General features: G+C 52.2%; 10 protein-coding genes. 6 read left to right on the forward strand and 4 right to left on the reverse strand.

Features of this window, described 5'->3' with window-relative positions; all coding sequences use genetic code 11:
- Positions 1 to 361 precede the first annotated feature (361 nt).
- The 5 genes from Q7V48_14300 to Q7V48_14320 all read left to right on the forward strand — a co-directional run bounded on the left by Q7V48_14300 (position 362) and on the right by Q7V48_14320 (position 4,459).
- A complete protein-coding gene (locus Q7V48_14300; protein MDO9211899.1) occupies positions 362 to 1,324 on the forward strand; it encodes a KpsF/GutQ family sugar-phosphate isomerase in 963 nt (320 codons plus the stop codon).
- A 1-nt stretch (position 1,325) separates the two neighbouring features.
- A complete protein-coding gene (locus tag Q7V48_14305; protein MDO9211900.1) occupies positions 1,326 to 2,273 on the forward strand; it encodes a dihydrodipicolinate synthase family protein in 948 nt (315 codons plus the stop codon).
- Between the two features lie 208 nt (positions 2,274 to 2,481).
- Positions 2,482 to 2,793: a hypothetical protein gene (locus tag Q7V48_14310; GenBank protein MDO9211901.1), complete on the forward strand. Its 312-nt coding sequence runs from the start codon at positions 2,482 to 2,484 to the stop codon at positions 2,791 to 2,793.
- A 16-nt stretch (positions 2,794 to 2,809) separates the two neighbouring features.
- A complete protein-coding gene (locus tag Q7V48_14315; protein ID MDO9211902.1) occupies positions 2,810 to 3,436 on the forward strand; it encodes an FHA domain-containing protein in 627 nt (208 codons plus the stop codon).
- A gap of 255 nt (positions 3,437 to 3,691) precedes the next feature.
- On the forward strand, positions 3,692 to 4,459 hold the full coding sequence (locus Q7V48_14320) for a Stp1/IreP family PP2C-type Ser/Thr phosphatase (protein ID MDO9211903.1): 768 nt from the start codon (positions 3,692 to 3,694) through the stop codon (positions 4,457 to 4,459).
- Positions 4,460 to 4,514: 55 nt separating this feature from the next.
- Here the strand turns inward: Q7V48_14320 and Q7V48_14325 are convergent, their stop codons facing one another.
- The 4 genes from Q7V48_14325 to glmU form a co-directional block, all read right to left on the reverse strand.
- On the reverse strand, positions 4,515 to 4,967 hold the full coding sequence (locus Q7V48_14325; protein MDO9211904.1) for a cyclic nucleotide-binding domain-containing protein: 453 nt from the start codon (positions 4,965 to 4,967) through the stop codon (positions 4,515 to 4,517).
- A gap of 360 nt (positions 4,968 to 5,327) precedes the next feature.
- A complete protein-coding gene (locus tag Q7V48_14330) occupies positions 5,328 to 6,689 on the reverse strand; it encodes a glycerate kinase (GenBank protein ID MDO9211905.1) in 1,362 nt (453 codons plus the stop codon).
- 31 nt (positions 6,690 to 6,720) lie between these two features.
- Positions 6,721 to 8,550, reverse strand: a complete 1,830-nt coding sequence (gene glmS, locus Q7V48_14335; GenBank protein ID MDO9211906.1) for a glutamine--fructose-6-phosphate transaminase (isomerizing) — start codon at positions 8,548 to 8,550, stop codon at positions 6,721 to 6,723.
- A gap of 5 nt (positions 8,551 to 8,555) precedes the next feature.
- Complete coding sequence (gene glmU / locus Q7V48_14340) at positions 8,556 to 9,926, reverse strand: bifunctional UDP-N-acetylglucosamine diphosphorylase/glucosamine-1-phosphate N-acetyltransferase GlmU (protein MDO9211907.1); 1,371 nt, start codon at positions 9,924 to 9,926, stop codon at positions 8,556 to 8,558.
- A 296-nt stretch (positions 9,927 to 10,222) separates the two neighbouring features.
- Between glmU and Q7V48_14345 the strand changes: the two genes are divergently transcribed.
- Entirely contained in the window at positions 10,223 to 10,426 is a 204-nt protein-coding gene (locus Q7V48_14345) for a hypothetical protein (GenBank protein MDO9211908.1), read from the forward strand.
- Positions 10,427 to 10,465 lie beyond the last annotated feature (39 nt).

Consider the following 10,465-nt stretch of genomic DNA (forward strand, 5'->3'; position numbering starts at 1 on the left):
TTGATACATCAGGACCTGGAGCGTTCTCTGGAGGTTGCCTTCGGACGGTCCCCGCTGGTCAAGGGCAATGTCTATACCCGCCCGAGAACGGAAACCCTTACGATAAACCCCTTCCCCCCTTCCCAAGATACCCCAATTAAAAAAATAACCCACCTCCCGACCCCCCACCCCCTAACAACTGCTCTCCACTGTCTGAATTACAGAAATTTTTGAAATAGACAGTGAGTTTTGTCTGAGGTAATATAGAATGGGTTCGAAGATCCGAGGGTTCAAGGGGCCATGCGATTTTTTTTTAAACCCGGGGAACCCTCGAGGCCTTGAATCAGCAAGCCCTGTTATTTATAGGACAACAGTGAAAGAGATTCTTCGTCACGCCCGGGAAGTCATTCGCATCGAGGCAGAAGCCGTTCAGGGATTGCTCGAACGCCTGGATGAAAATTTTGTCCGGGCAGTGGAAATGGTTTTGGCCTGCCCAGGGCGGGTCGTCGTCACGGGCATTGGCAAATCGGGTTTGGTAGGCCGTAAGATCGTGGCCACTCTTACCAGCACGGGTACACCTGCGATCTTTCTCCACCCTGTAGAAGGCCTCCATGGAGATTTGGGCATGGTGACGGCTCAGGATGTAATCATGGCCATCTCCAATAGCGGGGAGACCGCTGAAATCGTTAGCCTTCTGCCCACCCTGAAAAAAATCGGGGTTAAAATTATCGGTCTAACCGGCTGCCTTACTTCTACCTTGGCCCAAAACAGCCAGATTGTTATCGACGTGGGGGTCGAACGAGAGGCTTGTCCTTTGGGGTTAGCTCCTACTTCCAGCACCACGGCCACTCTGGTCATCGGAGATGCTCTTGCCGTGGCGTTGATGCGGCAGAGAAAATTTGGTGAGAAGGATTTTGCCCTTTTCCATCCCGGAGGAAGTTTGGGGGAGCGGCTTTCCCTCCAGGTGAAAGACATCATGCGGCCGATGACTGAATTCCCGGTCCTCTCCGAAGAATCCACGGTAAAAGAATTTCTCCAGGCCATGCAGCGGCAGGGAGCAGACTTGGCCCTGGTTCTTCACCCTGACGGAACCCTGGCCGGTATGATCACAGACCGCGATTTACGCCGGGGAAAGATGGGATCTCGGTTCCTTGCCCAGGGGATCGGGGGATTGATGAGTTCCGACCTTCCCACTATCGAGGAAGGCTCCTCAGCCGCCGAGGCCTTGCACGAATTGGTGGAAAAAAACCGCGAAGCCCTCCCGGTCCTGGACAAAAAAAAGTGCCTGAAAGGCCTGGTTACCCTCCGGGATATCTTGAACCGGAGAAATCTAAAGGTTTTTTAAAATGTTTTACCCCCCCAAAGGATTGATCATTCCCTTAATAACTCCTTTCGACGAAAAAGGGTCAATTGACTGGGTCTCTCTGAGACGTCTAATCGAACGGGCCCTTCCATTCGGCGATGGCCTGTTCTTCGGCGAAGGGATAGTCGGTGAAGGACTTTTTCTTCCCAACCACCTGCGCCTTGAACTTTTACAAGGAGCTATGGATATTGTATCTGGGAAGAAGCCTTTGTTTCTATGCCCGACCGCCAATACCGTAGAAGAAACTTTGAGCAACGTCGAAGCGGTGGGCAGCAAATACTCAGCGCCATCAACCCAAGAACCTTTTTATTGGGTGGATATCCCTCTCTGGTACCACAGCAACCGCAAGCTTTCCCAGGTTTATCAAGAATGGGGAAAGTGTTCTCCCTTCCCCATTCTCCTTGATAATCATCCCCATCTCATTACACGGCTGAACCGCACTTTGAAGCGGAGTAACATCCGCACGGCAGTGCTGAAGGGCCTTGCCATAAATGAACAAATTGTCGGTCTGATTCAGGCAGGTGATCTCAAACGGACGATGCACTACCAAAGGGCCGTTCGCTCCCAGCGGGAGTTTCGTTTCTACGACGGAGATGAAAAGAGTTTTCTTAACCAACCAAGCTCCTCAGGGGTCATTTCCGCTGGGGCTAACCTTCTCCCAGCCGAATGGAAAGAGGTCGTCGCGGCCTCTTTGAGCTTAGCAGAAACTCCGGCGCCTAATCTTCTCCTGTTGCAACAAAGCCAAAAGCTCAGGGAACTCAGCCAGGCCCTGCGGATGAACCCGGCAGGGAGTCTCAAATTTGCCCTGCATCGTCTCGGATTGATCTCCCACCCCCAAGTCCTAAGTGAAACCCCCACGGATGCTTCCGGGGTTGAAGGAGAAATGGGCAATTTCCTGCAAGAGAATTTTTCTTTACAAATTCCCCTTTAAAATGCTATTCATAAGACATAAGACAGGGGAGGGAAATTTTAAGAAAAGCAAGATGAATTCTACTCGGGGCAGGACTTCCTCATTACAACTCAAACCTTTGGTGGTCTACTCCGTTCTGGCAGCCTTTCTGTTAGCTCCTCTAGGATGCAGTTATAAGCCTGTTTATCTCCAAAAAAGCGAAAGAACCCCAATCGCGGAAAGGTGGAAGGTGAAAAAAATAGATCCTTCGCAACTTTCACCGGATGAGACGTTCGCCTTGGAGAAGATGGGTTCCCCTCAGTATGTCCGTTTTTTCCGCAAGCTTTCCCCCGAGCGCGAGCGGGTGTATGAATGGATCTACACCGACCCTGTTCGCCTCATCTCCTTCATCGGCGGGAAACAGGTGGCTTACGTAGTCGTTGACGATGACCCTTCCTCCCTGAACGACGAGCAAAAGAATTGGCTGTTCTGGAGCGGAATAACTACAGCCACGGCAGCGGGTTTAGGGATACTCTATTATTATCTCATTGGGAGTAAATAGGCGAAAGGAGAATACCATGATCAAATTGATCCTGAAGCTGAAAGACACCCAGATTGAGGAATTCAACCTGGAAAAGAGCCTGATTACGATTGGCAGGTCCAAGGAAAACGAAGTGGTGATCGATAATATTGCCATCTCCCGCAAACATGCTCAGGTCGAGTTAAAAGAGGGGACGAGCTATGTCTTAAGAGACCTGCAGAGCTCTAATGGCACCTTCCTCAACGGCGTGCAGATTGATGCCAATGACCACCCGCTGAACCAGGGTGATATTATCGGCATTGCCAAATTTCAGATCCAGGTCAGAGGTCTGGCCAAAGCCCCTCAGCCCGCAGCCAAGGTTCTTCCCCAGGAAGACGTCGAAGGGACGATGATCTTTGATTCGGCCAAGCGGAAGCCTGGTCTTGAACCGCAGGCCGTCCCTGAGCAAAAAGCTTTTCAATGGCCATCTCTTGCCGCCACCCAAGGGGCCAGGAAAGGAACAGATTTTAAGATTACCAAAGAAGTAACCATCCTGGGCAAGGGTGCCGGTGCCGATATTCCTGTTGAAGGATGGTTTGTCTCCTCCCCGCATGCCAAGATCAGCCGCCACGGAGACCGCTTCTACATATCCCACGTGGGGGGGTCTTTTCCAAAACGAAGGTGAACGGAATCAAGATTACGGAGGAACACATCCTGAAGAACAGGGATGAGATCCAGATTGGAAATAGTTCCTTCATCTTCACCCATTAGTCTCCGGATTCATTTTGATGATCCCTGCCACCTTAAATTTAATAGGACGCAGATTTACGCAGATAACCGCAGATAATTATTTTCTTTTTAGTTTATCCTGATAATCCATGTACATCCGTGTCCAAAAAGGAATTTCCTATACAATAAATTTATTGATAGATGAGGAATCATGAAGGTTAGGTTCGCCGTGGCCTCAGACATGGGCCGGGTCCGTAAAAATAATGAAGACGCTTTCCTTGCTGATCCCGTTCTGGGAATTTTTGCCGTGGCCGACGGTATGGGAGGTCATGCCTCCGGGGAAGTGGCCAGCCGCTTGGCCATAGAATCCCTGCAGGAATCCATAGCTCGAGTTGGGAAAGAAAAAGAAGCGACCCTATCCGAAGACAGCACAGCCGTCCTCTCATCCCCGGCTAACCTCATGGTCAATGGCATCCGCCTAGCGAACCAAAGAATTTACAAGGCCTCACAAGAGAATAGAGAATATAAAGGGATGGGAACCACGCTCGTGGCCGTTTACTTTTCAGCCTCCTCCCCCATTGTGGCCCATGTCGGAGATAGCCGCCTTTACCATTTACGGGGCCAAGCCATCCATCAGGTTACCGAGGACCACTCCTGGGTCTGGGAGCAATATAAACAGGGTTTGATCGCCAAGGAGGCTTTATCGGCGTCCCCCCATAAAAATATTGTCACCCGGGCCTTAGGCATCCAACCCACAGTCGATGTGGATATACAAGAGCTGGAAGTTCAGCAGGGGGACTTCTTGCTTCTCTGCTCGGATGGGCTTTCTGATTTAGTCCGGGAGGAGGAGATGCTCGAGGTGGTCAGCCAGAATTCAGGAGATCTAAATGGCAACTGTAACAACTTGATCCATCTGGCCAACTTCCGGGGGGGGAAGGATAACATCACCGTTCTTCTGATTCAAATCAACCAAGGATGATGGCCTCGTAAAAAGTTTAGTAGGGGCACGGTGACCGTGCCCCTACTTTGCTTCTTTACGAGATCTCCTTTAACAAAAGGGCTCGGGTACTCTCCAGACGGCAAGAGATCAGACCGGCCAATCTTTTCATAAAAAGGTATCCCAGGCTGGGATCTCTGGTGAAAAGGTCCTCTAAATTTTTCCGTTTAAAAGAGATAATCCTGCTTTCCTCCAAACATTCCGCCGTTGCCGTAAAACGGCCTCCTTCCACTAAAGTAGACCACCCGAAAATTTCCCCGGTCTGCCTGAACGTACTCAAGACCAGTTCACCATGCTCTTCTATGCGCATTTTGATAGAGACTGCTCCTTGCACCAGGACATGAAAAGACTCTGCGGGCTCCCCCTCGACTAACACTTTTCCCCCTGCCGGATAAAAAACCTCCTGGCCATTGGCTAACAGGGTATCGATCTGCGCCCTGGTGAATCCCTTGAAGAACCAGCTTTGAACCAACCTTTCCTCGGCGATCATCTTTCCCCTTTCCCTGCTGCTGTCCCTTGGGGGCACATTTTTTTAAATTTTATGCATTAGTGCTTAGTTGCAAAAATTCGTGTATGAATTACTTCCATTTATAGGGTAGATTGGTGCCCAACCTTGTCGTGGTCCGGGGGCCAGGTCGATGAGCGCCGGCAGCCTCGGCCGGGGAAAAAATGCGGGAAAAGATTCAACTTTGTTTCCGCCGCAGGAGGCGGGGTTACTTCTTCCCGCCCCATCCACAGAGAAAACACCGCCTCAGGATGCCCAGCGAAGCGCCCTGGTTCCCGGACCTCGTAAGGCCTCCCAATTTTTGTAACTAAGCACGAGCCGACTTGTCCAGCCATGGATTTTTTATTATCTTTTGGCTTTATGGGCCTGCGGTTTTTCTACCAGCAGGATGCGTAGATCCATGACGTTGGTGCCGGTTGGACCCGTGATCAGGAGGTCTCCCAACGCTTGAAAAAAGGGATAAGAATCGTTTTCCTCGAGGGAACCCCATGGGTCTAAACCCAAGGCCTTAGCGCGTTGGACAGTTTCTCCATCGGCGAAAGCTCCGGCTGCATCAGTCGGCCCATCGGTCCCATCGGTCCCAGCGCTCAGAATAACAATCTCTCTCCAACCAGCAATCTCCAGGGCTGCCGCCAAGGCAAATTCTTGATTCCTTCCCCCTTTTCCTTTCCCCTTCAAAGTCACCGTGGTCTCCCCCCCCGAAAGAATGCAGGCCGGGGGTGCAACCGGATTTCTTGTCCGGAGCACTTCTTTGGCAATGGCCGCATGAACCTTGGCCACCTCCCGTGTTTCTCCCTCGATGAGGGAAGAGAGCAGGAAAGGGCGATAACCCAGGATTTTGGCTTTTTTTTGAGCCGCCTTCATGGCTAAAAGGTTATTCCCCACAATAAGATGGTATACCTTGGCCAAGGCTGGCACTCCTTCTTTGAGCGTCTCCTCTTTATTCCCTTTGAAACCTTCACGAATATGCCGGGCAACAGCAAGAGGAATTTTTTCCCAAAGCCCATACCGGTCCAGGATCCGGGCGCAGTCGGCGAAGGTAGTGGGGTCAGGGACCGTCGGTCCGGAAGCAATGGCGTCCAGGGGGTCCCCGATGACATCCGACAAGATTAAGGAAATCAGGGTTGCCGGATATACCATTCTGGCCAGCCCTCCCCCTTTGAGTAGGGAAAGGTGTTTTCTTAAGGTATTGATCTCCTGGATGGTGGCCCCGCACCCTAACAGTAAGTCCGTGACCTTTTGTTTCTCCTGAAGAGTGATTCCGGGGGAAGGGAAAGGAAGCAAGGCTGAACCGCCTCCTGAAATGAGAAAGATCACCAGGTCGTGCTCCGTGAGGTTACTCAGCATCCTGACCATCTCCTGAGCCCCTTCCAGGCCTTTGGAGTCCGGCAGCGGGTGCCCTGCCTCTTGGAGGCGGATGCGCTTCAACTTTTGGGTATGGCCGTACTTTACATTCACCAGGCCAGCCGTGATCCGCGAACCCAGAATTTTTTCCAAACTGTAAGCCATGGCGGCAGAAGCTTTCCCGCATCCAGCTACAAAAATCCGCTTATAGCGGGATAGAGGATACCTCTTCGAACCAACGTAGAGAAATTGGTTGCGCAGGGAAACTTGCGCGGAGATAATATTTTTGGGGTCTGCGGCCCAAAGGGCTTGGGAAAAAATCTTGCGGGCATCCCTCCGGAGTGTGCTGAGGTCTTTTTTCACCGGGAATTTCCTTTCCCCTCTATTCGCGATCTTATTCCACGGTCACGCTCTTGGCCAGGTTCCGCGGCTGGTCAACATCCGTCCCTTTGAGGATGGCAATATTATAGGCCAGAAGCTGCAAAGGAACATTGAGGAGGATGGGAACGAGCAAATGATGGGTTTCCGGAATCAGCAGGACATCTTTGGCCTTAGAGGCCACCTCTTGGTTTGAAGGATTGGCCAGAGCGATGACTTTTCCTCCCCTGGCCCGAACTTCTTCAATATTGCTTAAAATCTTCTCGTAGGTCTTACCTTTGGGGGCTAATACCACCACAGGCATCTCTTCATCGATAAGGGCAATGGGGCCATGTTTCATCTCTCCTGCAGGATACCCTTCGGCGTGAATATAAGATATTTCCTTCAACTTTAACGCCCCTTCCAAAGCAATCGGGTAATTCACACCCCGTCCCAGATAAAGGAAATCTCGGGCGTTCATGTATCGTTTCGCCAGAGTTTCAATCTGGGGGTTCAGATCCAAAACCTCCTGGACCTGGTGGGGGATCTTTAGCAAATCTTCCAGTAATCCCTTGGCCTCTTTCTGGCCGATGGTCTCCCGGGTTCTGGCCAAGCTTAAGGCCAGCAAGAAAAGCACGACGAGCTGGCAGGTGAATGTTTTGGTCGAGGCCACGCCAATCTCAGGGCCGGCGTGCGTATAAAAGAGCCCGGCAGATTCCCGGGCTAAGCTGCTGTCCACCACGTTGCAGATGGCCAAGGTGTGCACGCCCTTTTGCTTCCCTTCCCGGAAAGCGGCTAAAGTATCCGTGGTTTCACCCGATTGAGAGATGGCCACTAAAAGGTCTTGGGGCCCCACTAAAGGGTCTCGGTAGCGAAACTCGGAACCTAAGTCAACCTCCGTAGGAATCCGGGCCAGCTCTTCCATCATGAACTTCCCCACCAGAGCAGCGTGATAAGAAGTGCCGCAGGCGATAATGCACACCCGGCGAATATCTTTCAGGGCTTTGGCGCTTAGACCCGTTTCTCCCAGTACGACCTGGCCTTCTTCCAAGGAGACCCGGCCCCGGATCGTGTCGCCAACCGCTCTCGGCTGCTCAAAGATCTCTTTGAGCATAAAATGTTTGAACCCACCCTTCTCGGCCGTTACCGGATCCCAGAGAATCTCCTTGGGCGGCCGCTGCCGACTCTCCCCCCAGAGAGTAGTGATCCGAAAGGATCGCTCCTGGATTACGGCCATCTCGCCGTCTTCCAAAAAAATCATTTTTCGGGTATAAGAGAGAATTGCGGGAATGTCCGAGGCCACGAAAGCTTCTCCCTCTCCCAAGCCCAAAATCAGGGGGCTTTCCTTCCGGGCCGCGATCAACTTATCCTTTTCACCTTCATAGAGGACGGCGATGGCGTAAGAACCTTGAACCTTAAGCAAGGCTTGGCGCACCGCTTCCTCGAAGGTCACTCCTTGAAAAAGATGGCTCTGGATCAGATGGCTAAGGATCTCCGTGTCCGTTTCCGACTTGAAGGTATGACCCTCTCGCATAAGGGTTCCTTTGAGGGCCAGGTAATTTTCGATGATGCCGTTGTGCACCACGACCACCCCTCCAGCCTTGTGGGGATGGGCGTTGGCCTCAGAAGGTTTTCCATGGGTAGCCCAGCGGGTGTGGCCAATCCCGACATGGCCGCTAAACCGCTCCCCGGCAATTTTTCGCTCCAGTTCCTTCAGCTTCCCCTGAGAGCGGCGGATGATCACCTTCCCTTCATGAAGAAGGGCCACTCCGGCGGAGTCATATCCCCGGTATTCCAATCGCCGCAGGCCTTCAAGTAAGACTTCTTTAGTCTCCCGAGGGCCGATGTATCCGATGATTCCGCACATAACTTTTAATCCTTTCGTCGGCTCCTTCTTTTGTAATTCACCTGCCTGGCTCTGCTGACCGCCAGATGCTCCGGGGGGACTTCCTTGGTAATCGTCGAACCAGCCCCGATGATCGCATTGCGGCCGATTTTAATCGGGGCGACCAACTCGGTATTGCTGCCCACGAAGACCCCATCCTCGATGAGGGTCGGATGTTTCTTATGGCCATCATAGTTGCAGAAGATAGTGCCCGCACCTATGTTTACTTTTTCCCCTACGGTTGCGTCTCCAAGGTAACTCAGATGATTGGCCTTGGTGCCCTTACCGATCACAGACTTTTTTACTTCTACGAAATTGCCGATCCGCGACCCTTCCCGCAGGACGGTCAGCGGGCGTAAATGGGCAAAGGGCCCTACTTCCACTCGATCTTCAATGATGCTCTCCGACACCACCGAAGAAGCCTTGATGGTTACAAAGTTCCCCACTTGGGTATCCGTGATCTTACAGCCGGGCTCGATCAGGCAGTTTTTCCCCAAGGAGGTTTTTCCCAAAAGGTAGCAGTTCGGGTAAAGGACAGTATCCCGCCCGATCTCCACCTGATGGTCGATGTAAGTAGTCTGGGGGTCGATCAGGGTTACTCCCTCCAGCATATGCCGCTCGGCGATCTTGTGCCGCAGGTATTGGTTGGCCTTGGCCAAATCCAGGCGAGTGTTGATGCCCATCACTTCCTTGGGATCTTCTGTTAGGTAAGCAGCGGCTTTTTTCCCCTGGGAACTGGCCTTGGCTACAATATCCGTAAGGTAATACTCCTTTTGGGCATTCTGGTCACTCAACCCCAACAAAGCCGAGAAGAGGAATGGGGCTTCGATGCAATAAATACCGGTATTGATTTCCCGGATCGTCTCTTCTCCAGCCCGCAAGTCTTTTTCTTCAACGATGCGCAATAGCTGCCCCTTCTCTCCTCGAAAGACCCGCCCATAGCCGCTGGGATTTTCCAGGCAGGTGGTCAAAACCGAAAGGGTATTCAACCCCTCCTCATGGGATTTTATAAATTTCTTTACCGTTTCTTCGCTAAGTAAAGGAACGTCAGCGCAAAGAATCAGCACGGTTCCCTGGAAATCCTTGAGGGCAGGGCCTGCAGTCAAAACAGCATGCCCTGTGCCTAACTGTTCTTCCTGGTCAACGAAAAGGAGATCCTCTGCCCCGAACTGCTCCCTCACAAGATTTCGTTGAGAACCTACCACCACGACCAACCGATCCGGGCGAAAGCTTCTGGCTAAATCCAGGGTTAAGGCCAGCATGGGGGTGCCGGCAATAGGATGGAGAACCTTGACCAGATCCGACTTCATCCGTGTGCCCTTGCCCGCGGCCAAGATAATTACCGCCAAAGATTTCACGAGTTCATTTCCTTTGCCAAAGCGCACTGCACAACATACTTTTTTTCATTATAAAAGAACCCCGGCCCCAGTCAAGGTTTTTCTCTCCTCGCCCACCCCCAGTTTTGAAGATTGGCCCTATCTCCCAGTTGGGGCGCCGGCTCGGGCAGGAAGGTCCCGCCCTTGGCGGGCTTGGTCAAATAAGGCAGTGGTTATTTCATGGTCGTGAGCGGGCTTATGCCGTTTCAGCGGGCGCAGAAGGAGGTGTGTAGGAAGCTGAGGGCTCGGCAGCGGCCGGAGGCGGTGGTGGGGGCCGGTTGGGGTTTTTTGCCCGGGTGGATTTTCGGCTGAAGAGGGTGAAGCGGGTGATGGTTCCCGCGGTGTTAATGATTCTCACCTATGAGGTGAAGCAGCTCATGGGGATTTCGAGAGCTCAAGCAGGGCTATCATCTGTTAAAGTATCCGCAGAAGACCTGCTCGGCCATCCGGGCGCATGCGGTTTTGACCCTAATCATTTATAGCCTGGTGAATGCTTACAAGAGTCAGCGGGGTCAGCGCTT

The organism is Deltaproteobacteria bacterium (assembly GCA_030654105.1).
Lineage (GTDB): Bacteria > Desulfobacterota > SM23-61 > SM23-61 > SM23-61 > JAHJQK01.